Source organism: Bacillus sp. URHA0034 (assembly GCF_056280405.1).
The window spans coordinates 5,749,242-5,773,334 of the sequence record NZ_JBWCDK010000002.1; the positions used below are offsets into that span (position 1 = coordinate 5,749,242).

A 24,093-nucleotide genomic window follows, 5' to 3' on the forward strand; every position below is an offset into this window, starting at 1 on the left:
AATGAGGTTATCTACTGTTATCGAAAGTACTGCCGAGAGGACTTAAAGTATGAACATCTTATTATCTTTTTTAAACACCGTGCTGATAAGTATTTTAGAAATGTTGTACTTAGTAGGTGCAATCATCGTTATTGGTTTTATATTAGGAGCACTTGAAAGAGTATCAAATTCTTATTTAATCAAAGCGTTCGGACCCAGAGGCGTTATGGTGACAGCATGGATTGGGACACCCATTCATGAAATCGGCCACCTCATCCAATGCTTTATTTGGGGACATCGTGTATCCAGGGTGAGATTACTTCAATTAAATCATCCATCCGGCATTCTTGGGTTTGTGGAACACCATTATAATCCCAATAGTATGTATCAGCAGGTTGGTAACTTCTTTATTGGGCTAGGCCCTATTTTTAGTGGGATCGGTTCCTTAATAATAGGAATGTATTTTTTTGTACCACAATCTTTTGTGGCCTTTAAAACAGAAGTGGAACAACGTATTACATTTGAGCAACTGGATATTACTGTCTTAAAAACCTTTTGGGACTCTATATCGATCCTTTGTAAAAGTCTTTTTACACTCGAAAATTTGATCAATCCTCTTTTTTGGCTTTTTTTAATTATAGCATTTAGCATCTCTTCCCACATTGCTTTAAGTAAGTCGGATATTAAAGGGTCTGCGAAAGGATTAAGTATGATTTTTTTCATACTATTTTTATTTAATATCATTTCTCGTTTTTTTAATTGGGATAGCTACGAATTGATTGTCAAATTAGCAGGCTATAATGCCTATGTTCTTGCTTTTGGAAGTATTGCTTTACTATTTTCTTTTGTTACTCTAGTTATTAGTGTTATCCTTTTTAAAGGAAAAGGAATACTGGCACGCAGATAATTGAAAAAAGTAGCACAAAAAAATCCAAGTTTAATTACTTGGATTTTTTATTATGTCTCTATCAAGACTCTCAGCCATCGGTGAACCGAATTTCCTGTTCCATCCATAAAAAAGCGCCGTCATAATAACCGAAAGACTTCCAAAAATAATACTCATTAATTGAAGACCCATTAAATCTAAAAGGAAGCCCGTCAGGAGAAGGACAATTTGGTACGTGACCCTATCGAGCATATTTCGGAAAGAGAAAAACCGGCCATGATACTCTTTGGGCACTTGGGTTTGAAAGATGGTGGCAGCGGTAGGGAAAAAACTGCCGACAGAAAATCCAAATAACAGGAAAGCCAATACCGTCAATATGGGGTTATTGGCAAAATAGAGCAATAGCTGCGATAGCCCAATCATGAAAGAACTACCAAACAAGACAATGTAAGGAGAGAGCTGATTATTGATCTTTTTAATAAAAAGGGCCCCAGCCATAAAGGAAATTCCTTCTGCGGCATAGACCCAGCCTTTAATGGCTGTATTTCCTTGAATCTCACTTATGTTGATGACCATTAGATTAAAGCCGCCGAGAAAAAGGGTAGGGACGAGGGTAATTAATAGGGTCATAAAGACAATTGGGACTTTTTTTATAATGGGAAAGACCTCGTTAAATCCAGTCTTTTCCTCCAATTGTTTCACAGCACTCATACTTTTGTTTTCATTAATATCCAAAAACCAGGTTAGAATAAATAAGCCGACGTAAGCGGCTAATGAACCAACATATAAAAAAGATAACGGGAGAACCACTAATAGGAAACCGCCAAGTGCCGTCCCGATGATGCGGGATAATGTTGATACATTCATATGAATTCCGTTTAATTGTAATAAATCCTGATCGGATACAACTAACGGCAGCGTCGCTTGAAGAGCAGGAAAGTAAAACGCTGCGGAGATTTGAAGCAGGACCAGGAAAAGGACCATCCACCAAATGGAACCCGTCGCAATCGAAATCAGCATAAAAATGACACTAATGATGCGGACCAGACCGGCGATGAGCATTACGCTCTTTTTACTGGAACGGTCAGTAAGTCTTCCCGCATAAGGTCCAAATACGATACCGGCTAAAAGACCCGCAGCCAATAGGAGTGATTTTAAAAAGTCTGAAGGAACCTTCTCCTGCATGAACTCCAAATTCCCAATAATTCCGAGCCATAATCCGAGACCAGCGATAAATTCCCCCGTTAATAAAATCCAAATATTTCTGTTTCTCCACATCGATTTATCCTCACATTCAATACTCTCTATCACTCTATAAATGTTAATAATAACACAAATGTTGAAAATATTTTTAATTAAAAAGAGCAAGTCCCAAAAAAGATACTTGCTCTTCCGATGATTATTTGGTTAAGGCGTTCTCGACTGCATCAATCGTTTTTTCACTAGCCATCAATCCGTTTATCGTCCAGAAACTTGGTTCGTTCATCTCGTAAACATGTCCATTCTTAACCGCATCGAGACCATTCCAGATAGAGCTCTTTGCTAGCAGGTCAAGGCCGGCTTCACCTTTCTTACTAATAAGGAAAATGTGATCAGCCTTAATGTCGGGTAATTTTTCGAGGGCAATTGGATCCCATTGTACGGCCGCATCGCCCAAGTTTTTAACAAACGCAGGCTGATTGACACCTAAATCATTATAAAGGACATTTGCACTGAAACGATTATGTTCCATTAGGTAAAATTTATCGGCCATGACCCAAATTATTGCAGCCGTTTCATTCCCGATGGATTTTTTGATTTTAGTTTTAGCATCTGCAGCTTTCTCATCATATTTAGAAAGAACACTCTTTGCTTTGTCTTGCTTACCTAAAATTTCACCCATTTGGGTAAGCTGCTTACGCCAGTCGGAACTAATTTCATCTTTAAACACATAGGTTGGGGCAATTTTCTTATATTCCTCATATTGACCTTTTTGTATAGCAGAAGAGGAGCTGAAAATAATTAAGTCGGGATTATTGCTAATCACCTGTTCAAGAGGGAGATCCCAGCTGATTTTTGGAATACCTTTTAGCTCTGGCTGTAGATAATCTAATACCGTATCTCCAATCGACCACTGGGCTGCGGGCTTTACACCAAGAGCAACTAGAGAATCTTCTAAATACGGTGCAATAATTCGTTTTGGATTTGCAGGGATCACTACTTTACCTTTGGCATCCGTCAATGTTAATTCTTTCTGATTAGTTTTGTTTTGCTTCGAATCATCAGATGAATTTCCTCCGGAATTACTGCAAGCACTTACTAAAAATAATAGAGTTAGTATCGTAAATAATAAAGATAACCGCTTTTGAAACATGGTGTTTCCTCCTTATGTATAAATACTTGTCGATAATGCAAATGATAATCATTTTCAAGTAAACAGTCAATAAGTAAATGAGAATAATTTTCCTAATATATGAAAGAAGTTAGAAGGATATTTTTGGGAAGCCTATTTTATAATATGTACATATTGAAAAAGCTTAATCAAAACTATATACTAATGATAATGATTATCATTATAATTTAAAAGCTTTTATCTCGTTTTATTTGCTTTAGAAGAAAGGGTGTTCCTTTTGAATGAACATGCCAGGAATCATGATGGCGTCACAATCAATCATTCTCAACAACACAAAACAAAACGGAAAACATCCCTGATAGGTACGTTCGTTTTAGTTTTTGGTCTCATTTTCATTTTTATTTTTATCGGTGTATCCATTGCCTATGGTGCAGCGGATATTAAACTTGCTACGGTATGGGAAGCAATCACCCATTATAATTCAAAGCTTGCATCTCATCAAATCATTCAAGAAATCCGTATGCCAAGGGCGATAGGGGCAGTAATGGTTGGCGCCTTGCTTGCGGTATCTGGAGCAGTCATGCAAGGGTTAACCCGTAATCCACTTGCATCTCCCTCGATTATGGGCGTTACAGACGGAGCAGCCTTTGCCCTCGTTGTCACTCTATCCTTTTTTCCAACCGCTACCATTTTAGGACTCACTTTTTCCTCATTAGTTGGTGCCGGGCTGGGTGTTACACTTGTCTTTATGATTGGGTCTTTTTCAAAAGGGGGGTTAACACCCGTTAAACTGGCGCTTGCAGGGGTCGCAGTAGGATCTATGCTAAATGCCATTTCCAATGCGTTAGCTCTTCATTTTCAAGTGGCAAAGGATATGAGTTTTTGGTATGCAGGCGGATTAACGTCGATAAGCTGGACATCGATTCAAATATTGTCGGTTGCAGGAGCCGCAGGGTTGCTGCTAGCCATGCTTATCTCTCGGTCGATTACTATTCTAAGTCTGGGAGAAGAAGTTTCGAAAGGGCTTGGACAAAATCCTTTTCTCATTAAATCACTTGGTGTCATTGTAGTGCTAGTGTTGACAGGTGCGGCCGTTTCTGTTGCCGGTGCAGTAGGATTTATCGGACTAGTTATTCCCCATATCACACGGTTTGTCATAGGTTCAGATTACCGTTGGATCATTCCGATTTCCGCAGTATTAGGAGGATTACTATTAGTCCTTGCTGATATTGCTTCTAGGATGGTAAACGCTCCTTATGAGACGCCTGTGGGTGCCATTACCGCCATCATCGGAGTACCCTTTTTCTTATACCTTGCACGCGGGGAAAGGAGAGGGTTGTAATGAATGAGGTCTACACAAAACGTAGAAAATTTATTTTAACTATTAGTATTTTAGTCATTCTTACCCTCCTTACGTTTATCATCAGTCTGAACTTAGGGGTTGTGAGAATCGCTCCTATTGATGTCTTGAAAACGTTGATTGGACAGGGGGCTGCCCGCGACCGGCTTGTTTTGGTTGATTTTCGACTGCCAAGAATGATTTTATCTTTATTGATTGGTGCAGCATTGGCGGTTTCCGGCGCCATTTTACAAGGTGTTTCGAAAAATGAATTAGCTGACCCGGGAATCTTAGGTATAAATGCTGGTGCTGGTTTTACTGTTATTCTATTTATCTATTTTTTTCAAGGATCTATGAATAATGTGACTTCCACCACCTTTGGTGTATTGCTAATGCCTTTATTCGCATTAGCGGGCGCCCTAATTGCCGCATTATTGATTTATTCTATTGCTTGGAAAAAAGGAATTGATCCTGTTCGGTTAATATTAGTAGGTATTGGCGTAAATTCTGGCTTTGGAGCAGCTATCATTATTTTCCAGCTGAAAATGAACCCTCAGGACTTTATGCAAGCTGCTGTTTGGCTATCTGGGGATATCTGGGGGGCAAATTGGCGGTTCGTTTCTATCATTGCCCCATTAATCCTGCTAGTTCTTCCATATGCTATCTATAAGGCACATATTCTAAACGTATTAAACCTCGGCGACCAAGTGGCGACAGGACTTGGAATAAGGGTTGAGAAGGAACGAAGAATATTACTAATGGTGGCAGTTGCGTTGGCCGGATTTAGTGTAGCTGCAGGGGGAGGCATTGCCTTTCTGGGGTTAGTTGCCCCGCATATAGCGCGAAAATTTATCGGACCTAAACACCAGCTGCTGCTTCCAGTTACAGCGATCTTAGGTGCATTGCTTCTGTTAGCGGCCGATGCGATTGGGAAAAACTTACTAGCTCCGACCGAGATACCAGTTGGAATTGTCACAGCCATTTGCAGCGCTCCCTATTTTATATACCTACTTATGAAAGCAAAATAAAGGAGGACTTAACATGGTATCACTTTCAACTGAGCATCTTCAAATCGGTTACGGAGAGAAAATCATTGTTGACGATTTAAATTTAAACATAAATAAAGGCGAAATTACTACGATTATCGGAGCGAATGGCTGTGGAAAATCCACGATACTCAAAACGCTGGCTCGTGTTCATACAGCTAATTCCGGCGTCATTTATCTAGATGGAAAGATGATCCACAAAATTCCGACAAAGGAAATAGCCAAAAAGATGGCAGTTCTGCCGCAAAGTCCCGAAGCCCCAAGCGGGTTAACTGTTTATGAACTGATCTCTTTTGGCCGTTCACCACATCAAGGGGGATTCGGCAGGCTGTCCGAAAAAGATCGAAATGTCATCCAATGGTCCTTAGAAGTTACAGGGCTTGCTTTGTTTGCAGACCAGCCCGTAGATGCTCTTTCTGGCGGACAGCGCCAGCGTGCGTGGATTGCCATGGCGATTGCACAGGAAACAGAATTATTATTGCTGGATGAACCGACCACTTATTTAGATATGGCTCATCAGCTTGAAATTTTACAGCTTTTGGATAAATTAAATAAAGAAGAAGGCCGGACGATTGTGATGGTGATTCATGATTTAAACCATGCGGCCCGTTTTTCCCACCATATGGTCGCTCTTCGTGGCGGGAAATTGGTAAAGGAAGGATCAGCAGAAGAGGTTATGACACACGATGTGTTAAAAGAGGTTTTTCATATTGATGCGGAAATTGTGAAAGATCCCAGGACCAATAAGCCTGTCTGCCTTTCCTATAATCTGCTTAAGAAAGAGACACCAGTACAAAAACAAAAAGCAGTCAGCTTTTAAAAGTGAAAATGGATGGGGATACGATGAAACTTTATGATGTAACAATTATTGGCGGGGGGCCTGTCGGTTTATTTACAGCCTTTTATTGCGGAATGAGGGAGATGGAAACCAAAATAATTGAATACTTGCCGTATTTAGGTGGGAAGGTTTCTTATTTTTATCCGGAAAAGTTGATCGGCGATATTGGAGGCATTCCTGCCATTACAGGGGAAGACTTAATCAAACTCTTAGAAGAACAAGCAAGAACATTTGACCCAACCATTGTCCTAAATCAACAGGTTATGGGAGTGGACCGGCTCTCGGACGGCACTTTCCTGTTAACAAGTCATAACGGAGAGCAGCATCATACCAAAACAATCATTTTAGCCACCGGATTCGGATCGATTAAGAACTCAAAACTTGACCTTGTAAACGCTGAAAAATTTGAAGGCAAGCATCTTTTTCATACGGTGGAAGACATTCAACACTTCGAGGATCAACATGTGTTAATATATGGCGGAGGAAACTCGGCAGTTGATTGGGCAATCCGATTACTGCCGATTGCCAAGCAGGTTACCGTTGTTCATCGGAGGGATGAATTTTCTGGGATTGAACGGAATATCACCATTCTAAAAAACTCAAAGGCTGCGATTATGACCCCGTTTATTTTGGATACTTTACATGGCGATGATGTTTTACGAAGTGTACGTATTAAACATATCAAAACCAATGAAACAAAGGAAATTGAAGTAGATACGGTCCTCCTTAATCATGGTTTTTCCATAGACCTGGGAGAAATAAAACAATGGGGGTTAGAATTTGAAAACGGAAGTATTAAGGTAGACCGCTCCATGCAAACCAGTATGGAAGGGATTTTTGCCGTCGGAGATATTGCTGGATATGAGAACAAACTGCACTTAATTTCAGGCGGATTCTCAGAGGGCCCTACGGCCGTAAACAGCGCCAAAGCCTACATCGAACCTGATAAAAACTTAAAACCCATCTTTTCAACTACACACTCAAAGCTGCAGCGGTTAAGAAAGTCAGGCTACTCAAATTAATTGGATGATTATTTTTTTAAAAGGATAGCAAAATAAGAGAGGGGAATGCCAAACGAAGGAGGATTTTCAATGTCAAAGGATAAGCATACACCTTCACCAGAAGTGGATCAAAAGAAACTTTTAAATGATAAAGTAGAAAAAGCTCGTCAAAATAATTTTGAGGATGATCACGTTCGACGTGTGACTCCTAACGGGGCACAGGGCGAATAATCTTTTTTGGCAAAATCAAACTTACTAAGAGCAGAATGTCATGTTGATGATATTCTGCTTTTTTTCTTCATTTCTGGGTATATATTTAAGTGGAATGGACCTATATCAAATTCGGTAAACTAACCTTGTTTGTAAGGACTATCTTTAAAGGACTTTCTAATTGTTAGGAGCAAACCTTTATGGAAGAAAAGGAAACAAAAAAGCAAGAGATTCTTGATGCATTTCATTTCAGACACGCGACAAAAAGATTTAGTTCTGAAAAAAAGATTTCTGAGGATGACTTTCAACTTATCTTAGAAGCAGGACGATTGTCGCCAAGTTCCATCGGTTTTGAACCATGGGTCTTTTTAATTGTCCAGAACATGACGCTCCGAGAAAAATTAAGAGAAGTATCCTGGGGGGCACAGGGCCAGCTTCCTACCGCGAGCCACTTCGTTGTCATTCTTGCCCGGACAGATGTAAGATATAATTCCGAGTATGTTGTCGACCATATGATAAATGTAAAAAAAATGCCGGAAGAAATCCTTCAAAATGCTCAAACACGGTATAAAAGCTTTCAAGAGTCCGACCTGCCCATGCTCGATAATGATCGTGCCTTATATGATTGGTCTTGCCGGCAAACCTATATAGCTTTGGGTAACATGATGACTACTGCTGCCCTAATGGGGATTGATTCTTGTCCGATCGAAGGATTTGACTATAAAGCGGTAAATGAGATTCTTGAAAATGAAGGGTTGTTAGAGAACGGAAAATTAAAAGTTTCTGTAATGGCTGCTTTTGGCTACCGTGAGGAAGACCCGAAACGACCTAAGACTAGAAAAGAACTAAATCAAATCGTGAAATGGGTTTAATAAGGAGGTTAATGAATGAATTCAAAATATGCACCATTATTCGAGTCGTATACGTTTCCTAGTGGAGTGGAAGTTAAGAACCGTCTTGTGATGGCTCCGATGACCAACTTTTCATCCAATCCCGATGGAACGGTAACGGATTCAGAAGTAAAATATTACGCTAGACGTTCAGGCGGAGTGGGGATGGTTGTTACCGCTTGTACCTATGTAACAGCCAATGGAAAAGGGTTCCAAGGTGAATTCGGCGCGGACCGCGATGAATTCATCCCTAGTTTACAGCAGCTTAAGACAGGTATCAAAGAACAAGGAGCGAAGGCTGTTTTGCAGATCTTTCATGGCGGCAGACAATGTCCCCCTGAATTAGTTCCCAATAGAGAGATCGTTAGTGCCAGCGCCGTTCCGGCTGAAGGAACAGGAAAACCTGTACCTAAGGAGTTAACCGATCACGAGATCGAATCAATTATTCGCGATTTTGGGGAGACGACTCGCCGGGCGATTGAAGCAGGCTATGATGGTGTTGAAATTCACGGGGCAAATGGCTATTTGATTCAGCAATTTTTCTCACCTCACTCCAATCGCCGCGACGACCGCTGGGGTGGAAGTATTGAAAAGCGGCTAACCTTTCCGTTAGCAGTAGTCGATGAAGTGAAAAAGGTGGTGGCTGAACATGCTAAGGGTCCGTTTATCATCGGTTATCGTTTTTCACCAGAGGAGCCGGAAACGCCAGGAATAACGATGGCTGAAACGTTCGTATTAATTGATGCGCTTGCCGAAAAAAATCTTGATTATCTTCATGTCTCCCTACAGGAATTTTGGTCAAAACCGAGACGCGGTGTAGAGGATACGCGTTCCAGAATTGAAATTATACAAGAACGAGTTGGTGACAAGGTACCAGTCATCGGCGTGGGATCCCTCTATACGGCAGATGATGTGTTGAAAGCCTTCCAATCAGGTGTACCATTCGTTGCCTTGGGCCGTGAACTGATCATTGATCCCGATTGGGTTCAGAAGGTAAAAGAGGGACGCGAAGCGGAGATTGTAACAAAAATCGATAAAAGTAAACAGCAGGAATTGGTGGTTCCTGATCCTCTATGGCAGGCAATTATTCATTCGCCAGGCTGGTTCCCGGGAATAGAGTAAATCAAAGAGGCTGACCCAAAAGGTGATTGATGAATAATTATTGTACACTCTGTTGATTGGAGCGGAAGGCGCGAAGACTCCTCCGGGAGTACGGGGCAGGGGAGACCCTGCAGGAGCGAAGCGACGAGGAGACTTCCCGTTCCGCCCGCGAACTGCTCGCGCCTGGAGCGGAAATCAACAGACTAAAAAAGAAGGTGACCCTTAAAGTTATACTTTTGGGACACCTTCACCTTCTTAAAAAGTGCGTTAAGAATATTGATTTTCGCTTACAGTGTCGTTGCTATTAATCATTTCTTTAACATCTTGTGAAATTTTATCAAATGTTTGATTGACCCTATTTAGAATTTCCTCATTGTCTGTTGTTGCAGTGTATGGCTGATTGTTTTTTTCCATTTGTTTCACCTCCACTCTTATCGTTTGTAAATAATCGATAGTTTATTACAATGAAACGTTCATAGCTATTGTTTGTATTCTGCATTGTATGAATTTTCACCAGCATGTACCGATAATAAGGTGTCGGCATAACCAACTAATCGATTGATAATTTCATCTGAGATTCCATAAACAAGCTGATGGAGGTCTTTATGATGCAGGGCCGGATCATCAAAAATAATCGTTGTATTAATAAAGATTTCTTTAGTGCCCAATAGATTGTAATGAATGATGGCTTTCCCAGCAGCCCCGCCCGTTAAGGGATCTTTATAGTTAGGTAAAAAGATATACCATTCTTCGGCAGAGGGGGAACGGAAATTTTTTGTAAAGATCATACTGGATATTTCATCCTCGATTTGCTTTTTGGTTTGACTACTGATTACCTCTACAACATTATCTTCCAAGACAATTCCTCTTTTCTATTTCGAAATAGCTATTTTTAACATTCCCCACTTTTCAACATCGGTTTCATAATAATGGAAAGGAATTTTGATTAAATTGTAGAATAATAAGATGAAGAGAAGTATAACTGGCGGAGGTAGAAACTTGCAGGTATATTATTTTTTTTGAGGATATGCTCTTGCTAGTGTTATTTGTTGGAGTGGGTCTTCTGTTTGGAATTGTTGGCTGGAGAAAAAAACAGTATGCTAAAATGTATGGGGGATTTGGACATTTTATCGGGGTAATCTTAAGTGGACTGTTAACTTATGATGTCAGTCGTGAAGATAGCAGTAAAGGAATTGCCATCATGGTCCTCTATCCTCTCTTTGCCGGAGGGGGCTGGTTGATTGGCTTATTGATCGGCAAAGCAAAGGATCGGCAAAGCAGCAGCAAACACATGTAGGGAGAGGTTACTATGTATGAAGAGGGATTAATTGAAGTAACTGGAGGAAGAGTTTGGTATCAACAATTTGACGAAAACGGCAAGGGAACACCATTACTTGTCTTACATGGCGGGCCGGGTTCATCCTGTTTTTCGCTACAAGGTTTAAAGGCGCTTAGCAAGGAACGCCCCGTTATCTTATATGATCAACTAGGCTGTGGCCGTTCTGACCGGCCAACAGATGAGAGCTTATGGCGAATAGAAAGATTTGTAGAGGAATTAGGTCAAGTGCGCACAGCGCTTCACCTTGATGAAGTACATATTTTAGGCCATTCCTGGGGGACTACGCTTGCTGCTGCCTATGCTCTAACAAAGCCGGCAGGGGTAAAGAGTATTATTTTTTCAAGTCCATGTCTCAGTGCACCCTTATGGGAGCAAGACCAAAAACGCAATCTTGTGCAACTGCCACTGGAAGTACAAGAGACAATCAAACGCGCGGAAGAAACTGAAACGACTGACTCAAACGAATTTGAAGCAGCGATTGAGGTGTTTAATAAACATTTTGTTAATCGGTTAGAGAAAAACCCGGAGTGGCTCGAAAAGAGGCCTAAAGAATATCGGAATCCTGAAATTTATAACATTATGTGGGGCCCATCTGAATTTACCGTTCTTGGTAATTTGAAAGAGTTTGACTGCACCTCACAGTTAAAAGAGATTACCTGTCCAACCTTGTATACGTGCGGCCGCTTTGACGAAGCTACACCAGAAACTACGCAATATTATCGTCAAATGACACCAAACTCATTATTTTATGTGTTTGAGAAAAGTGCCCATATGGCTTATATTGAAGAATCAGACGAGTACATGCGAATAATGGGGAATTTTCTAAACTCAGTCGACCGTAAATAGTAATCTTAGATTATCAACATGGAGCAGCTTGTTTGAATCAAGCTGCTTTTTTGAGCATGGGACAAATTCTGAAAAAAATTAGCTGATTTAAAAGGAAAATGTAATTTTTTGGCGAATATACACATTTAACAACTATTAATTCAGAAATATAACACTCATGGGGTATGAAATGAAAAGAAAAGGGCAGGTCATTCTAGTTTCGATATCCATTCTTTTTACCATTTATCAAAAACTTACCGATCACCATCCATTTTTTACGCTAGACTTTTTGATTTTTACGATGATTGCTTGGATTGTTGGATGGCAATATGATAAAGCACGCTACTATGAAAAAAAAGCAAGAGCTAGTGAGGAGAGCTATAAAACATTAATTGATTCCCTTCCGCAACCCGTCTATATTACCCAGAATCATCGCTTTCTTTATGCCAATCTTGCGGCTGTACAAATGGCAGGCTATGAGCGCAGGGAGGATATGATTGGGGGAAATTTATTCGATTTTATTCTTCCCGATTATAATCATCGCTTTAATGAACGATTTAAGCAGGTAAAGAAAGAAAGAAGTTCTGTTAACACGATTGAATACAAGGCAAAACGATTGGATGGGTCAACATTTTTTTTCGAAGTCACCTCATTATTAATTTCCTTTGGTGGTAAAGAAGCCATCTTATCGATTGGAAAAGACATTACCGACCGAAAGGAACAAACGGAAAACCTGTTGCAGAAATCCGAGAAACTGGCCCTTTTAGGTCAAATGGCTGCTGGTATTGCCCACGAGATCCGCAACCCACTTACTTCTATAAAAGGGTTCATCCAGTTATTTAAGGCACAGCAAATAAAAGATGAATACTTTGATATTGTCCTAGCAGAACTTGATCGGATTAATGCCATTGTCGGTGAGTTTCTTTTCCTGGCCAAACCAACGGCGGCGGTCTATTTGGATCACGACCTGACGGTATTATTAAATGACGTTGTGACCTTAATTAGTACCCAGACAATCTTAAATAATGTGGAGATATCTATTGAGTACGACGATAATCTGCCGAAGGTTAGCTGTGAAGAGAATCAATTGAAGCAGGTTTTTCTTAATCTCTTTAAAAATGCGATCGAAGCTATGCCCAATGGGGGAAATATTGAGGTTAACGTAAGGAAAATGGGAGAAGGACAAATCTCTATTCGAATAAAAGATGAGGGAGTCGGAATCCCAAAAGAAAGAATACCAACGCTTGGGGAACCGTTTTATACCACAAAGGAAAAGGGGACAGGACTAGGCCTCATGACTTGCTACAAAATCATTGAAAGTCATCATGGCTTCCTTGATATTCAAAGTACGCTAAATAAAGGAACAACGATTGAAATTATTTTGCCGTCAATTGCATGATATAATTGCCGATTGTATCCATACAAGCATCATAAACTATTTTAAAATACATAAGTGATTGTTTAGTCTTGCGAGAGCTCTAGTTTATAAGAGCTCTTTTTATTTAATTTGGGTCCTTTTTACTAATAAAAACAATCGATATTTTGCTATAATAGTAAATGCGCCTAAATTTTTATTTGGCAAAAAAAGGGAGGATAACGGGAGTTTTATGAAAAAAAATAAATATGTTTTCTGGGGTCTCGTGATTACGACCCTGATTTCCGCACTTGATGCGAATATTATGCAAACGGCAAGCCCCACCATTGTAAGGCAGCTCGGTGGAATGGAGCTATTTGCCTGGGTGTTTTCTGTCTATATGTTAGCAAGTACCATTACCGTGCCGCTTTACGGGAAACTATCGGATATGTATGGTCGGAAGAAGCTTTTAATGATTTCAGTTGGACTATTTACGTTTGGTTCTATTCTTTGCGGTATCGCTAATTCTATGGTTATGCTGATTGTTTTTAGAGGCATTCAAGGTCTGGGGGCAGGCGGGATGGTTCCTCTTTCCATGATCATTGTCGGAGATTTATTTACGATTGAAAGGCGTGGGAAAATTCAAGCCGTTTTTAGTAGTATCTGGGCCATTTCTTCTGTTATTGGTCCAATCTTAGGCTCCTTCTTTGTTGAAGCGTTAACATGGAGATGGATTTTCTTCATCAATATTCCAATTGGGATTGCTACTGTCTTATGTTTAATACCTTACAAAGAAACAACGGAATTTCGGAAGGCACATATTGACTACAAGGGATTTTTCTTATTTGGGATTTCAATTGCACTTTTACTTTTGTCCACCAATGTCAGGCAACCTTTATGGTATCTTGTCATTGCGATCATAGGGATGCTCGTTTTCATCTTGGTCGAAAGAAAGGAAGAACATCCCTTCCTGCCCGTTTCTCTTTTTAAAAATAAAGGGATTCTTAGAACCAATCTGTTTATGTTATTTTACTGCCTTTCCTTTTTTGGTACTTCGAATTTTATTCCATTGTTTTTACAAGAAGGGCAGCATATGAGTATTTATAAAAGTGGATTGATTCTCTTAAGTATTGCGGTCGGCTGGATGTTTGGCAGCACCCCGGCAGGGAAATGGATTATTCGGTTTGGCTATAAATCTTTATTTATAGTAGGCAGCTTTATCACAACGATCTCAGGTCTTCTGCTTTATTTATTTGTCAATGACGTTTCTTATCTTGTATTGTTTCTTATCTTGATGGTCCAAGGGGTGGCCTTCGGCTTGTTGTTCGCGGTTGGGACGATTGCGTCTCAAGAGTTTGCAGAAGCCCATATTAAAGGGATGTCAACCTCTCTGCAGATTTTCCTGCGAAACATCGGGACATCTGTTGGGGTAACGATCATGGGTTTGATTATTAATCATGCAGCTAGTATTAGTGTTGGAATGAAAAATGTGTTTCTTTATGCGCTTATTTTAAGTTTGGTTACTGTTGGGATCAGTTTTATGATCCCGGCTAAGACAGCTGCTGGTGTAAGTGAACAGTAGGTGAGCTCCAGTTTATGCCTAAAGGTACCATTTGAAGGGTTCGGTCACAAACTTGTGACCGGACCTTTTTAATTATTTGAAGGCCTATTATTGTGCCCGTGGACAGTATACATTTACCAGAAGGAGGACTGTGCTTTATTTTTATTTCCTCTACCTTTTAAGAATCTCCCTATACTCTTTTCCTTTTTGCACATAATGTTCGCTCGACATCTGTAGCATTTGCAAATCTTTTTCTGTTAGCTCACGGACCACCTTCCCAGGGGAACCTAACACAAGGGAGCGGGGCGGGATTTTGATTCCACCGGCTAAGAGAGTATTTGCACCAATAATACATTCCTCGCCGACCTCGACATTATCTAAAAGCGTAGAGCCCATGCCTACGATCGAACGCTTACCGACTTTACACCCATGCAAAATGACATTATGACCAATCGTTACATCATCTTCAATTACCACGGGAAACCCTTCATATAAGTGAATTGTTGTATTATCCTGAATACTGCACCTCTCACCGACCATAATAGGCCCGTCATCCGCACGGATCACCGCATTAAACCAAACCGTGGAATCCTTACCAATCTGAACATCACCAATTAAATACGCTCCAGGCGCAATAAAAACAGACTCATCAATAAGAGGAGACTTACCATTGTAAGGAATCTTCAAAACAAAACCTCCTAAATATTTATCAGAATCTTATAACTACTACGACAATTATACCATTGGCAAACAAAAAAGGATAATAATGGTGACAGGCACCATTTTTAATACATATACAGTGAGAACGGTGATACCACTATTTATTTCTCCCACTTAATGTAATCTCTGCCAGCTCATTTCAATGTAAGCGCTTTAAAATAAACAAAATAGTTAAAATAGTCAAAAAATATTGACAGACTTTTTTATCGATGGTAACCTTATCTAAAATTACATAAGAATTGATGACGAGAAGAGTAAGGTAGATTCATTTGTTGCTAGAGAGTCGACGGTTGGTGCGAGTCGATAACAGGACTATCTGAAGATCATCTCCGAGATGTATGGCTGAATGAACAGTAGTAAGCTATACCGGAATGTCCACCGTTAACTTGGAACACGTACAGCTGATTGTGCGTTGATCGAGAGCCGCAGCCTTATTCAGGCAGCGGAAGTAGGGTGGTATCGCGAGTTCACTCGTCCCTATAACCAGGGGGCGAGTTTTTTGTTGTCTATAAACGAATGTGTACTCATAGAGGAGGAAGAAAAGCATGAATCAACAAGTCGATAAAAAAGTTTTTAATGTGGAGGACATCATCATTGCTAGTCATACGATCAAGGATGTCATTTCACCAACACCATTACAATACAACCACTTATTATCAGAACGATACGGCTGCCATGTCTATTTGAAGCGGGAAGATCTGCAAAGCGTTCGCTCTTTTAAGATTCGTGGTGCCTATAACCGGATTAGAAAGTTAAATGAAGACGAGTTAACAAATGGGATTATTTGTGCAAGTGCCGGGAACCATGCACAAGGTGTCGCCTATTCCTGCCACCTGTTAAAAATTAATGGCAAAATCTTTATGCCAAGCACCACACCAAAGCAAAAGGTAAATCAAGTAAGGTTTTGGGGCAAAGACAGCGTCGAAATTGTCCTAGTTGGGGATACCTTTGATGATGCCTATGAAAAGGCGATGGAATGCAGTCTCGCAGAGAACCGCACGTTTATCCATCCTTTTGACGATTACGATGTCATTGCCGGTCAAGGAACGGTTGCTGTTGAAATGCTTGCTGATTGTCCAGAAAAAGTTGATTACCTGTTTGCAGCCATCGGCGGCGGTGGTCTTGTTGCCGGGTGCGGCACTTATTTAAAGCATTTTTCACCACATACTAAATTAATCGGAGTAGAGCCGCAAGGCGCACCCGGCATGAAGGAATCGATTTTGAAAGGTGAAGTAACTTCATTACAAGAGATTGACCCATTTGTGGATGGGGCGGCTGTTAAAACAGTTGGTACGAAAACCTTCAATCTTTGCAAAGACCTTGTCGATGATATTGTGGTGATCCCTGAAGGAAAAGTATGTACGACTCTTTTAGCACTTTATAATGAAAATGCGATTGTTGTCGAACCGACCGGCGCACTTTCAGTTGCCGCCTTAGATTCTTATGCGGAACAAATCAAGGGAAAAACGGTAGTCTGCATCGTTAGCGGCGGCAATAATGATATTGGAAGAATGCAAGAAATTAAAGAAAGATCAAAACTTTATGAAGGGCTTCAGCATTACTTCATTGTTCAATTTCCACAGCGTCCCGGAGCCTTGCGTGAATTTTTATTTGACGTGTTAGGACCAAATGATGATATCAGCCATTTTGAATATACCAAAAAGAATAACCGGGAAACCGGCCCTGCTTTGGTGGGAATTGAATTGAGAAATAAAGAAGATTATTATCCATTAATTGAACGGATTAAGACAAAAGGGTTTTTACACCGAGAAGTAAATAAAGACAGTACATTATTTCAAATGCTAGTTTAATTTTTAAAAGACCATTCACATATTGGATGGTCTTTTTTAGCGTTTTAACCAACAGGATACTTAACAAATGAAACATTTAATGTATAATATTATTTGTGCATGAAAACAAATCTTGTTTTCTAGTCAGTATAAATTGTATGAACTTCAAAATCGTTATATTGAAAAATACATTTTTCATTTTAAGCATTTTGGAAGATTCAAATGGGAAAGAGAGTGTTCAGAATGGGACGTAAATGGAATAATATTAAGGAAAAGAAGGCATCAAAGGATGCGAATACAAGCCGTATTTACGCAAAATTTGGCGTTGAAATCTATGTAGCTGCTCGTAGCGGCGAACCGAATCCTGAGTCTAACCAAGCATTAAAATTTGTCCTAGAACGTGCAAAAACTTATAATGTGCCAAGACACATTATTGACCGTGCGATTGAAAAAGCTAAAGGGGGATCTGAAGAAAGCTATACAGAACTTCGTTATGAAGGCTTTGGACCAAACGGATCAATGGTTATTGTGGATGCCTTAACAAATAACGTCAATCGTACGGCTGCAGATGTGCGTGCCGCTTTCGGTAAAAACGGCGGTAACATGGGTGTCAGCGGTTCCGTTTCCTATATGTTTGATGCTACAGCTGTAATTGGTATTGAGGGCAAATCGTCCGATGATGTCCTTGAACTGTTAATGGAAGCAGATGTAGATGTACGTGATATCGCGGATGAAGATGAGCAAGTGATTGTTTATGCGGAGCCAGATCAATTCCATGCCGTTCAAGAAGCCTTCAAACAAGCAGGAATTACCGATTTTACTGTAGCAGAATTAACGATGCTTCCACAAACCGAGATCACTCTTGATGGTGAAGCATTAGCTAAATTCGAGAAAATGATTGATGTATTAGAAGATTTAGAGGATGTTCAGCGAGTATACCACAACGTAGATCTCGGTGAATAAACAAGCAAGCAGGCAAACTAAGCCTTTTTGAATTTTGTTAATAGGCTTAAATTATGTAACTGTGACATACTTACACAAAACCACTGTAATTTACAGTGACAAATATTAAACCCACTTTTGTATGAGAAATTCAAACAAAGGTGGGTTTTTTTGTATGAATATAGAAGACATTTATATAAAAAAAGAGACCCCGTTATTTAAACGAAGTCACAAAGTATAAAAAGGGGGGAAATTAATATCTTTATTATACTTACCCTTTAAAGTGGTAAAAAGAGGAATTAGAACTAAAAGCGAGATGAATAAGTTGGAAAAGGTGACCTGCATTATTAATCCCTTATTTACTCATAATCTGTATTTAGAGGTGAAGCATATAGATTTATAAATAATATGTAAACTGGATACAGAATCACAGACCCATAAATCAGAAGGCTATATCTCGGAAAAAGTGTTATTCCTGCATTAATAGGTAAAACTGCAGGGAAAAAAGAGAAAAAAAGCACAAAATATGGTAACCACAGAAGGAGTGACAAATAGCTGTATTTTCTACCTATAGTCCATTTTTTTGTTAAGTAAATGAATAAAATTGTTGAAAGTAGAAGTCCACTAACATTAATAGCAGCAATTGCAATGTAAACATTATCCCATTCCCAGCCAGTTAACGTACTAATATGAGTTACATTTATTATGAGTTCGATTGCTATAAACAACGCTACAGCGTATATGGCACTAAGAGTATTTAACTTTATAAAAAACTTCATCATATACCTCCTTAATTAAGAAACAGCAACACCTCTTAGTTAAGTTCTTTATTCAATTATAATCAATCTTAAAGTAACCTGCCACGTTCGTATTATAGGTTCAGCCAGATATTTCTGGTTGAACCTTTTTTATATGGTTGTATTATAACGGTAGCCGGGGTAGAACGTACCTGCCCGTGGGGCTTAGACCTCGTCAGTTAAACCGTTCGCCCCCTACTTGTGGAAACATGTTTGAGGCTGGTTGGGACTATGATCTCGTATAACAAGCGAAGCTATGATACTACAAGAAGGATTAGGGGTACCGGTGAATTTATTTTTTGGAGGAGGAGATTTAATGAATCCAGTAGTTGGTCTGGATGTATCAAAAGGGAAAAGTGAAGTTCAAGCATTCCTGGATAAAGGAAAACCATACGGTAAGAGCTTTTGTTTTGAGCATAATCTTAATGGACTAGGGAAATTGTTAGAGTTTCTCAAAAAGATAAAAGAAATAACAGGTCAGCGACCTTCGGTTGTTTTGGAAGCTACAGGACATTATCATACCCCAGTAGTGAAGTATTTGGAGGAGCGTCTTTATTTATTAATAATTGTTAATCCACTGATTTCTCATAGAGCTAAAAGTTCAAGTTTACGAAAAGTGAAAACAGATGCAGTTGATGCCTATCGCCTCTGCGAGCTTTACTATAAAGAGGAGCTAGAGCCCTATAAAAAGCGAGGAATACGACTCTTAAACCTACGTAATCTCACAAGGCAACATGCGAATATAACTGAGATATATGTACAAACCAAATTACAATTTCAAGCAGTATTAGATCAAGTATTTCCCGAATTTAAGGGAGTTTTTGGGGAGTTATACTCTGTAGTATCTTTACTTACCCTGCAAAAATATCCTACATCAAAAGATATATTAGCTGTTAGTGAAGATGAGTTAGCTAATGGGATAAAAGAGTTATATAAACATGGATCAAAAAAATGGATAAAAGAAAAGGTACAAAATCTTAAGAATGCGGCAGCTCGAAATCCATTCCAAGAAACTTTGTACAAAAGTCATTTATTAAGCTTGAGTATGTATATTGATATGCTTCTTCAGTATAAAGAGCATCTATCCAAGTTAGAGGCAGAGATAGATACTCTCGCTAAGGAAATTGAAGAATATAAGATTATCCAATCTATCCCAGGTATTGGAGAAAAAATCGCGGCAACGATTATTTCCGAAATTGGTGAGATAGACCGGTTTAATCACCCTAAAAAGCTCGTCGCATTCGCTGGAGTTGATCCAGAAGTATTTGAATCCGGTAAATTTAAAGCTACGCTCGTTCGAATTACGAAACGTGGTTCAAGCCGACTAAGGCATGCTTTGTACATGGCTGTTCGTGCTGGAATTCGTGACGCTCGGAAAAAGAAAACGAGTGATGAGATAATCCCTAGAAATAAAAGATTAAGAGCATATTACGATAAAAAACGTAGTGAAGGTAAGCTTTACAAAGTAGCCGTTATTGCTTGTGTAAATAAGCTCTTACATTGGATTTATGCCATATTAAAAAACAAGACCACATTCCATGATATTGCTTAGAAACCACACCTAACCAAATACTGAAAAACCTTCCAGTAACCATTTAACGGAGGGGTATTTGGCATGCGCATTTTTAGTATAGCATGGGTAATTTAAGTTTTTTAGTGAAAAATGTTGACAAACTATTAGCTGGTTTAATAATAGTTCTAAATATAATACAAAAAAGTGATTGATAAAGACCATTACTATTACCACAACGTAGATCTTGGTGAATAAACAAGCAAGCAGGCCGTTAATCGGTCTGCTTTTTCTATACATCCCAGTTTGGCCCTAACTCAGGATATCATAAAAAATTGATGAATAAAGAACCCCACTTGGAATGATTTTTTAGCTGGGAGACTGTTTTCTAAGCCATCCATTCGCTTTAATCTAAAAAAGTGTGCTATTATTCTAATATTGTAAAAAAAGGAAAGGATGAGTAAATTGTCATTTGAGAGTGTTAAAAAGCATTTTGAACAGTGGAATCGGGAGCAGGATGTAATGGAATTTGAAACATCCAGTGCAACCGTAGACCAAGCTGCAGAAACAATTGGTGTAATTCCAGCACGAATTGCCAAAACATTATCCTTTCGAGGGTCTGAGGAACAAGCGATTTTAATCGTAGCGGCCGGAGATGCCAAAATTGATAATAAGAAATTTCGCCACTTCTTTGGTTATAAAGCTCGTATGTTGTCGCCAGATGAGGTGCTTGAGCAAACAGGCCATGCGATTGGAGGGGTTTGTCCATTTGGTTTGAAAAATGACCTAGCGGTTTACCTTGATGTTTCCATGCAGCGGTTTGAGACGGTCTTTCCCGCATGTGGCAGCACCAATTCTGCCATTGAATTAACGAAGGAAGAATTATTTGAATACTCGGCTGCCAGGGAGTGGGTAGATGTCTGTAAAGGCTGGGGAGAGGACGAAGTGACGGCGACGGTTAATCAACAAATACAGGCTTAGAGGATCTTCCTTTTTACCTATCTAAATGGGGGATTTATTAATAAATTGCCATAATGATTAATATAATTATAGTGATTTTATTTTGAATTTAACAACGATAATCATCATAGGAAGAAGGAATCGGGTGATGAAATTCAAAATATACCGCTGTAATTGCCGGAAAACTTGGTCGATTCAAACCAGAAAGTCAAGAGTGAATGTGGGGACGGTTCTTTTAAATGCTAGTTGGTCTGCTGAACTGAAGCCGGAACGGAAGAACGACCCAAAAGGATTTGTTACAACAAATGGAGATACAGGAATTATTGTTAATCCAGACCGTGAATTGGTTGAACAATTCGTTAAGGTAAAGAAATTAATTTATGATAAAGAGAATGTCAATTTCAATGTTCAACAAGGTGAATGTTTATACTTTGCTGAAGATGGAACCTGTTTTATCCTGAAAAAGATGGATGAGACTGCAATAGTAAGTGAAAAAGTATAGATATTCATATAAAAAGAGCTTGGAGATCCAAGCTCTTTTTTCTTCTTTTATCTAGGGGTCACCGGTTTAACCGATATCGCCGGGCTATAACTAGTCGATATACAGCCCTCTAAGTGGCTTGGCATTAATAGTCCTAAATCAAGGGCAGCCTTTATTTTTGTATCATCGGGTTTTTTGGTCACCTGGATCAGATCTGTCATCTTCAACTCTTCTAATCTTTTAACGGTTTCCACCTCATGAAATTTCTCTGTTTTGCGTATTTGTCTCTGCAGCTTGAACCCGCTGACGGTAATTTCAGCTTTTTTCTGGATACCCACGAGGTGATTAAAATAGGTTTGAAAAACGTCCTTTAAATGACCCATTTCCAGTTCAATTTCTTTTTTTTGTTTATTTAGTTCATAATACCTCAGTAACATATCACCAGTAATCAAGGACTCATTGTTGCTAACCATGCTGCCAGCCTCCCTATACGAACGTATATTCTATAATATGTTGGTACAGTGGTGAATATGACCCAAACGAACAATTATTGCAGCAGCCTTAAGAACAAGTTTAACACTTTAGGAACCTACTTAATGGTGACAGGCACCAAAATGGTTTTAAAAAGTATTTGCTTTCTTGTCTATAGTCTGGCAAGCTTAATAGTGATAAATCTTCTTTAGAAAGAACAAATAGGTGATTAATATGATAGAGGTAAAAACATCAAAGCTTAGTGATGGGGAATTGAATCGAGGGGTTTTTGCGACGTGTGATATCGCAAAGGGCGAGTTGATTCATCAAGCACCGGTTCTTCCTTATCCAAATGAGGAACACGTTCATATCGAAAAAACTTTATTAGCGGATTATGCATTTGAATATGGAATCAATCATACCGCCATTCTTTTGGGGTATGGTATGCTGTTTAACCATTCCTATCAGCCAAATGCAACATATGAAATTAACTTTCCCAACCATACCTTTGATTTCTTTGCGTACAAGGATATTAAAGCAGGAGAAGAGATTCTCATCAACTATAATGGTGATGTTGATGATGATGAACCACTTTGGTTTGATAAAGAAAAAGAAAAATCAGCATCGACTAATGATAATTAAATCGATGGAAACTAATTACCACTGATTGAAAGAGCACAACTTTTGTGCTCTTTTTTTTAGCTTTAGACAGCCGGGGGCAGATGACCCAGGAATTAAATGGATGCACTCCATTAGAATCAGTTTAACTAAACCATAAACCCAAGTAGTTTAAGAAACTTAGACATTAGCCCATGCCTTTTTTATGTTTAAACATATTCTAGACTGTAACCTATATAAAGGAGAGATGCTCGAAATGATGGGAACAGGTGGATATCCAGGTATGGATGGTTATGGAAGCATGAGTATGGGAGGCTACCCAGGAATGGGCGGCATGGGAACAGGAATGGGCGGCATGGGAACAGGCTACCCGGGTATGGGCGGCTTTGGCGGCATGGGAGCAGGCTACCCAGGAATGGGCGGCTTTGGCGGCATGGGAACAGGCTACCCAGGAATGGGCGGCTTTGGCGGCATGGGAACAGGTTATCCAGGATATGGTATGCATGGCGGCTGGGGTGGAGGATACCCAGGACATGGCTGGCACGGCGGCTGGGGTGGAGGATACCCAGGACATGGAGGCATGGGCGGATACCCGGGCCATGACGGACATGGAGGCATGGGCGGATACCCAGGCCATGACGGACATGGAGGCATGGGTGGATACCCAGGACATGGCGGCATGGGAGGTTTCTCAGGTCAAGGTGGCCTTGGTTGAATGGGTGGACAGGGAGGAATGTAGTTTCTCCGTCGAATAAATAAAGCCAAAATAACAAAGAAAGCCTTGGCAACTTTTAAGCAGTTCGTTATCAAGTAGAAAATTAAAACGCACAACTGAACTATCAACCTAATTAACACTGCTTTTGTACGTAAATTAGCAAATGAATTAGCAAAAAAACGCTTGGGAAACCGAGCGTTTTTTTAGCGTGTCGGAAAACATATTTGTAGGAAGATTTCCTGACTTTGGACAGGACTGAAGTAATTTAGCCATCCGCTGTCCGAAGATTCCTCGACTTCGGACAGGATTGAAGTAATTTATCCATCTGCTGTCCGAAGAAGCCTCGACTTCGGACAGGATTGAAGTAATTTATCCATCTGCTGTCCGA

26 protein-coding genes and 1 other annotated feature are annotated in these 24,093 nt (G+C 39.7%); of the genes, 19 read left to right on the forward strand and 7 right to left on the reverse strand.

Going from position 1 to position 24,093, the window contains the following annotated elements; all coding sequences use genetic code 11:
• Positions 1–49: 49 nt before the first annotated feature.
• Positions 50–886 carry a hypothetical protein gene (locus ACZ9EE_RS29890; RefSeq protein ID WP_476032198.1) on the forward strand — a complete coding sequence of 279 codons (837 nt, stop codon included), beginning with the start codon at positions 50–52 and terminating at the stop codon, positions 884–886.
• A 30-nt stretch (positions 887–916) separates the two neighbouring features.
• On the opposite strand, the gene ACZ9EE_RS29895 is transcribed toward ACZ9EE_RS29890, so the two are convergent.
• Positions 917–2,143, reverse strand: coding sequence for an MFS transporter (locus tag ACZ9EE_RS29895; RefSeq protein ID WP_476032200.1), 1,227 nt, complete (start codon positions 2,141–2,143; stop codon positions 917–919).
• A 121-nt stretch (positions 2,144–2,264) separates the two neighbouring features.
• Positions 2,265–3,218 (reverse strand): iron-hydroxamate ABC transporter substrate-binding protein, encoded by a 954-nt coding sequence (locus ACZ9EE_RS29900; RefSeq protein WP_476032201.1) that lies wholly within the window; start codon positions 3,216–3,218, stop codon positions 2,265–2,267.
• Positions 3,219–3,510: 292 nt separating this feature from the next.
• On the opposite strand from ACZ9EE_RS29900, the gene ACZ9EE_RS29905 reads away from it, so the two are divergent.
• From ACZ9EE_RS29905 to ACZ9EE_RS29935, 7 genes are all read left to right on the forward strand, one after another.
• On the forward strand, positions 3,511–4,539 hold the full coding sequence (locus ACZ9EE_RS29905) for a FecCD family ABC transporter permease (protein WP_476033150.1): 1,029 nt from the start codon (positions 3,511–3,513) through the stop codon (positions 4,537–4,539).
• Positions 4,539–5,564, forward strand: a complete 1,026-nt coding sequence (locus ACZ9EE_RS29910; protein ID WP_476032203.1) for a FecCD family ABC transporter permease — start codon at positions 4,539–4,541, stop codon at positions 5,562–5,564. Before ACZ9EE_RS29905 ends, ACZ9EE_RS29910 begins: the two co-directional genes overlap by 1 nt.
• 13 nt (positions 5,565–5,577) lie before the next feature.
• On the forward strand, positions 5,578–6,402 hold the full coding sequence (locus ACZ9EE_RS29915) for an ABC transporter ATP-binding protein (RefSeq protein ID WP_476032205.1): 825 nt from the start codon (positions 5,578–5,580) through the stop codon (positions 6,400–6,402).
• Positions 6,403–6,425: 23 nt separating this feature from the next.
• Complete coding sequence (locus ACZ9EE_RS29920) at positions 6,426–7,442, forward strand: NAD(P)/FAD-dependent oxidoreductase (protein WP_476032207.1); 1,017 nt, start codon at positions 6,426–6,428, stop codon at positions 7,440–7,442.
• Positions 7,443–7,511: 69 nt separating this feature from the next.
• Positions 7,512–7,652 (forward strand): hypothetical protein, encoded by a 141-nt coding sequence (locus tag ACZ9EE_RS29925; RefSeq protein WP_215045799.1) that lies wholly within the window; start codon positions 7,512–7,514, stop codon positions 7,650–7,652.
• Positions 7,653–7,831: 179 nt separating this feature from the next.
• Positions 7,832–8,503 (forward strand): NAD(P)H-dependent oxidoreductase, encoded by a 672-nt coding sequence (locus ACZ9EE_RS29930; protein WP_476032209.1) that lies wholly within the window; start codon positions 7,832–7,834, stop codon positions 8,501–8,503.
• A 15-nt stretch (positions 8,504–8,518) separates the two neighbouring features.
• Positions 8,519–9,643 carry an NADH-dependent flavin oxidoreductase gene (locus tag ACZ9EE_RS29935; RefSeq protein ID WP_476032211.1) on the forward strand — a complete coding sequence of 375 codons (1,125 nt, stop codon included), beginning with the start codon at positions 8,519–8,521 and terminating at the stop codon, positions 9,641–9,643.
• A gap of 246 nt (positions 9,644–9,889) precedes the next feature.
• Here ACZ9EE_RS29935 and ACZ9EE_RS29940 read toward each other — a convergent pair whose 3' ends face one another.
• Complete coding sequence (locus tag ACZ9EE_RS29940; RefSeq protein ID WP_476032213.1) at positions 9,890–10,036, reverse strand: hypothetical protein; 147 nt, start codon at positions 10,034–10,036, stop codon at positions 9,890–9,892.
• Positions 10,037–10,101: 65 nt separating this feature from the next.
• Positions 10,102–10,410, reverse strand: coding sequence for a hypothetical protein (locus tag ACZ9EE_RS29945; protein ID WP_476033151.1), 309 nt, complete (start codon positions 10,408–10,410; stop codon positions 10,102–10,104).
• Between the two features lie 239 nt (positions 10,411–10,649).
• Between ACZ9EE_RS29945 and ACZ9EE_RS29950 the strand changes: the two genes are divergently transcribed.
• From ACZ9EE_RS29950 to ACZ9EE_RS29965, 4 genes are all read left to right on the forward strand, one after another.
• Positions 10,650–10,919 carry a hypothetical protein gene (locus ACZ9EE_RS29950; protein WP_476032215.1) on the forward strand — a complete coding sequence of 90 codons (270 nt, stop codon included), beginning with the start codon at positions 10,650–10,652 and terminating at the stop codon, positions 10,917–10,919.
• 12 nt (positions 10,920–10,931) lie between these two features.
• Positions 10,932–11,807 (forward strand): proline iminopeptidase-family hydrolase, encoded by an 876-nt coding sequence (locus ACZ9EE_RS29955; protein ID WP_476032217.1) that lies wholly within the window; start codon positions 10,932–10,934, stop codon positions 11,805–11,807.
• A gap of 169 nt (positions 11,808–11,976) precedes the next feature.
• Complete coding sequence (locus tag ACZ9EE_RS29960; protein ID WP_476032219.1) at positions 11,977–13,185, forward strand: ATP-binding protein; 1,209 nt, start codon at positions 11,977–11,979, stop codon at positions 13,183–13,185.
• Between the two features lie 208 nt (positions 13,186–13,393).
• Positions 13,394–14,722, forward strand: a complete 1,329-nt coding sequence (locus ACZ9EE_RS29965) for an MDR family MFS transporter (RefSeq protein WP_476032221.1) — start codon at positions 13,394–13,396, stop codon at positions 14,720–14,722.
• A 150-nt stretch (positions 14,723–14,872) separates the two neighbouring features.
• On the opposite strand, the gene ACZ9EE_RS29970 is transcribed toward ACZ9EE_RS29965, so the two are convergent.
• Positions 14,873–15,388, reverse strand: a complete 516-nt coding sequence (locus ACZ9EE_RS29970) for a gamma carbonic anhydrase family protein (protein ID WP_476032223.1) — start codon at positions 15,386–15,388, stop codon at positions 14,873–14,875.
• A 266-nt stretch (positions 15,389–15,654) separates the two neighbouring features.
• Positions 15,655–15,903: a binding site (T-box leader), on the forward strand.
• 63 nt (positions 15,904–15,966) lie between these two features.
• Between ACZ9EE_RS29970 and ilvA the strand changes: the two genes are divergently transcribed.
• Positions 15,967–17,232 carry a threonine ammonia-lyase IlvA gene (gene ilvA, locus ACZ9EE_RS29975; RefSeq protein ID WP_476032224.1) on the forward strand — a complete coding sequence of 422 codons (1,266 nt, stop codon included), beginning with the start codon at positions 15,967–15,969 and terminating at the stop codon, positions 17,230–17,232.
• Between the two features lie 222 nt (positions 17,233–17,454).
• Complete coding sequence (locus tag ACZ9EE_RS29980) at positions 17,455–18,174, forward strand: YebC/PmpR family DNA-binding transcriptional regulator (protein WP_476032225.1); 720 nt, start codon at positions 17,455–17,457, stop codon at positions 18,172–18,174.
• A gap of 338 nt (positions 18,175–18,512) precedes the next feature.
• On the opposite strand, the gene ACZ9EE_RS29985 is transcribed toward ACZ9EE_RS29980, so the two are convergent.
• On the reverse strand, positions 18,513–18,932 hold the full coding sequence (locus ACZ9EE_RS29985; RefSeq protein ID WP_476032226.1) for a hypothetical protein: 420 nt from the start codon (positions 18,930–18,932) through the stop codon (positions 18,513–18,515).
• A 334-nt stretch (positions 18,933–19,266) separates the two neighbouring features.
• Here ACZ9EE_RS29985 and ACZ9EE_RS29990 point away from each other — a divergent pair, with 334 nt between their 5' ends.
• The 3 genes from ACZ9EE_RS29990 to ACZ9EE_RS30000 all read left to right on the forward strand — a co-directional run bounded on the left by ACZ9EE_RS29990 (position 19,267) and on the right by ACZ9EE_RS30000 (position 21,922).
• Positions 19,267–20,502, forward strand: a complete 1,236-nt coding sequence (locus ACZ9EE_RS29990) for an IS110 family RNA-guided transposase (RefSeq protein WP_476032227.1) — start codon at positions 19,267–19,269, stop codon at positions 20,500–20,502.
• Between the two features lie 423 nt (positions 20,503–20,925).
• On the forward strand, positions 20,926–21,441 hold the full coding sequence (locus tag ACZ9EE_RS29995) for a YbaK/EbsC family protein (protein ID WP_476032228.1): 516 nt from the start codon (positions 20,926–20,928) through the stop codon (positions 21,439–21,441).
• 127 nt (positions 21,442–21,568) lie between these two features.
• Positions 21,569–21,922 (forward strand): hypothetical protein, encoded by a 354-nt coding sequence (locus tag ACZ9EE_RS30000; protein ID WP_476032229.1) that lies wholly within the window; start codon positions 21,569–21,571, stop codon positions 21,920–21,922.
• 47 nt (positions 21,923–21,969) lie between these two features.
• Here the strand turns inward: ACZ9EE_RS30000 and ACZ9EE_RS30005 are convergent, their stop codons facing one another.
• Positions 21,970–22,374, reverse strand: coding sequence for a hypothetical protein (locus ACZ9EE_RS30005; protein WP_476032230.1), 405 nt, complete (start codon positions 22,372–22,374; stop codon positions 21,970–21,972).
• Between the two features lie 232 nt (positions 22,375–22,606).
• Here ACZ9EE_RS30005 and ACZ9EE_RS30010 point away from each other — a divergent pair, with 232 nt between their 5' ends.
• The gene (locus tag ACZ9EE_RS30010; protein WP_476032231.1) at positions 22,607–23,014 is read left to right on the forward strand and encodes an SET domain-containing protein; all 408 of its coding nucleotides are present in this window, start codon (positions 22,607–22,609) and stop codon (positions 23,012–23,014) included.
• Between the two features lie 232 nt (positions 23,015–23,246).
• A complete protein-coding gene (locus tag ACZ9EE_RS30015) occupies positions 23,247–23,705 on the forward strand; it encodes a hypothetical protein (RefSeq protein WP_476032232.1) in 459 nt (152 codons plus the stop codon).
• Positions 23,706–24,093: the final 388 nt, after the last annotated feature.